We start from the raw sequence: 2,622 nt of genomic DNA on the forward strand, positions 1-2,622 counted from the left end.
GACGGCGACGTGCCGATCGAGGTCGGCGACGGGCGCACGGTCGTCGGCGACGTGCGGACCGACGCGAGCCCCGTGCAGGTCCCGCTCGACGTCACGGTCCCCGACGACGTGCCGGACGGCGAGTACGAGGTGGAGGTGACGGCCCGCTACCGGTACACCTCCGAGATAATCCCCGAGTTCAACGACCACAAAGACCGGCGCGGGATCGACCGCTTCGACGTCACGATCGTCGTCGACGACGGCGCGCGCTTCGCGGTCGTGGAGACCGACACCGACGCGCAGGTCGGCGGGAGCGGCGACGTCACCGCCACCCTTCGGAACGTCGGCGACGAGGTCGCCCGCGACGCGGTCGTCACCGGACAGTCGACCGGGAGCGCGGCCGTGATCGGCGGCGAGGGGAGCGCGGAGTCGTTCGTCGGCGACTGGGCCCCCGGCGAGAACCGGACCGTGACGTTCGACTCCACCGTCTCGCCCGACTTCGGCGACGGCGCGTACGCGCTCGTCACCTCGGTCGACTACCGGGACGCCGACGGGATCGAGGAGACCTCTCCCACCTCGCGGGCGGGCGTGACGCCGGTCCCCGAGCAGTCGTTCTCGATCGACGGCGTGGAGGGAAGCTTAGAGGTCGGCTACGCGGGGACGGTCAGCGGGACACTCACCAACGAGGGCCCGCTCGACGTCGACGACGCGGTGCTCGTCGCGGACCCGCAGAGCGAGCGGGTGACGATCGGGGAGCGGCGGTACGCCCTCCCCGAGGTCCCGGCGGGCGAGTCGGTCGAGTTCTCGTTCGACGCCGACGTGAGCGGGAGCGCCGACCCCGGCCCGCGGCAGTTCCGGTTCACCACCGAGTACACGAACGGCGACGCGACGCTCGCGGACGAGGAGACGGAGCGGATCGAGGTCGCGCCGCGGCAGCCCGAGTTCGAGCTCGCCGCCGACAACGTGACCGTCCCGGCCGGCGAGACGCGGCGGATCACCTTCGAGATCACCAACCAGCGCCCGGAGACGCTCTCGTCGATCAACGCCGGACTGTACGCCGACAGCCCGCTCTCGGCCCCCGACGACGAGGCGTTCGTCGACGAGCTCGCGCCCGGCGAATCGGAGGAGATCAGCTTCGAGGTGGCCGCCGCCTCCGACGCGAGCGTCGAGACGCACCCGATCGAGCTGGACTTCCGCTACGACGACGAGCGCGGCGACGACCGGATCTCGGACGTCACGCAGTACCCGGTCGAGGTGACCGAGCCGACCGACGACGGGGGGCTCCCCCTCGTCCCGCTCGCCGTCGGCGCCGTCGTCGTCCTCGCCGTCGTGGGAGCGGTCGTCCTCTATCGGCGGCGGTGATCCGATGACGGACCAGCCAGTCGAATCGAACGCGGACCGGCCGCCCGGACGGGGGAGCGCGTGACTGCGGCCGACCGGCTCGTCGAGCGGGTCGACGAGCTCGTCACGGAGCGTCCGGTGGCGGTCATCGCCGTGTTCCTCCTGATCAGCGTCGTCGCCGCCGGCGGACTGGCCGGGATCACCACGTCGGCCGGCGCCGACCAGTTCACCCAAGACATCCCCGCGCAGCGCGCGTTAGACGACATCGACGAGGAGTTCGAGACGTCGATCGGAGGCTCCGAGACGTCGGCGCAGGTCGTCGTCACCGACGACAACGTGCTCTCGCGGTCGGCGCTGATCCGGATCTTAGAGACTCAGGAGCGGCTGGAGTCGCGGTCGACGCTCCGGGTGAGCTCGACGAGTAGCCACGCCGACGCGATCGCCCGCCAGCTGGACCCGAGCGCCGAGACGCCGAGCGAGCGACGCGACGCGGTCGAGGAGGCGACGCCGGCCGAGCTTCGAGCGGCGATCGCGGACGCCGACGCGGCGGGCGCCGTCGCGGGGCAGGTGTCGGTCGACTACAACCCGACTGCCCAGCGGGCCGGCGCCGCCATCGTCGGCGTCTCCTACGACCTGCCCGAGGCGGCCACGACCGCCCGGGTGACGGAGCTGCAGACGCGCAGCGTCGCCGTCGTTGACTCCGTGCCGGGCAACGACGCGGGGGAGAACGCCGTCCTCTTCGGTGACGGCATCCTCCAGTCGGAGGTCACGGCGCTGCTCACCGACACCGCGGTCATCGTGTTCCCCGCCGCGCTGCTGCTCATCTTGGGCTTCCTCGTGTTCGCCTACCGCGACCCGATCGACATGGCGATCGGGCTCGTCGCGCTGCTCCTCTCGCTGCTGTGGACCTTCGGGTTCATGGGGTACGCGGGGATCCCCTTCTCCGACTCGCTCATCACCGTCTTCCCGCTGCTGCTCGCGGTCGGGATCGACTTCGGGATCCACATCGTCAACCGCTACCGGGAGGAGCGCGGGCAGGGGCTCGGGATCGCCGACGCGATGCGGACCACGACCGACCAGCTGCTGATCGCCTTCCTGCTGGTCACGATCACCACGGTGTTCGGGCTCGCCTCGAACGTGGCGAGCCCCTTCGAGCCGAACCGCGACTTCGGGCTCGTCGCCGCGGCGGGGATCGTGTTCACGCTCGCGGTGTTCGGGGTGTTCCTCCCGGCCGCGAAGGTGCTCGTCGACCGCTGGCGCGAGCGGCTCCCGATCCCCGAGTTCGGAACGACGCCGCTCGGA

At 71.5% G+C, this 2,622-nt stretch carries 2 protein-coding genes; both read left to right on the forward strand.

Features of this window, described 5'->3' with window-relative positions:
- A partial coding sequence (locus tag R6U01_RS12110; protein WP_410286709.1) for a COG1361 S-layer family protein occupies window positions 1–1,341 on the forward strand: 1,341 nt, incomplete at its 5' end.
- A gap of 60 nt (window positions 1,342–1,401) precedes the next feature.
- The coding region (locus R6U01_RS12115; protein ID WP_410286710.1) for an efflux RND transporter permease subunit at window positions 1,402–2,622 on the forward strand (1,221 nt) is incomplete at its 3' end.

The organism is Halorubrum sp., assembly GCF_046498025.1.
Classification (GTDB): Archaea; Halobacteriota; Halobacteria; order Halobacteriales; family Haloferacaceae; genus Halorubrum.